Annotated in this window: 1 protein-coding gene; it reads right to left on the bottom strand. The window is 37.7% G+C overall.

What is annotated here, in order from left to right; all coding sequences use genetic code 11:
- Window positions 1–398, bottom strand: a 398-nt coding sequence (locus J7R13_RS09275; protein ID WP_208438348.1) for a PAS-domain containing protein, incomplete at both ends; no start/stop codon positions are given.

Genomic DNA, 398 nt, shown 5'->3' on the forward strand with positions numbered 1-398 from the left:
ATGCTGGACAAATTTGTTGCGTAAACGCTCAGCACTTTCCAGAGCTTCATTCCTTTCTTGTCGCGCTGGCGCAATATGAACACTATCAGTAACATTAACAAATGTTAGCATTGTTTGTCCGTTGGGCAATGGTACCAATGTATAATCTCTTATCGTTCCATTTTTTAATTCTATGCAGCCTGAATATGCATCACGTTTATCAGCAAAACCAGTGATAAATTTGGTAAATTGTTCCCATTCTTGCCCCACTGTTAAAGTTGAACAATGGGTTTGTAATTGTGTAATATGGGTCCCTTCTACTAATAAATTATAAGGTAAAGACCACAATTTTGATAAGGCTGGATTTGATAAACGAAGGCGACCATCAGTTCCAAAAACCACTACACCTTCTGAAAGTT

Origin of the sequence: Bartonella taylorii 8TBB, from assembly GCF_902825155.1 — a bacterium.
In the GTDB taxonomy this organism is placed as follows: Bacteria; Pseudomonadota; Alphaproteobacteria; order Rhizobiales; family Rhizobiaceae; genus Bartonella; species Bartonella taylorii_A.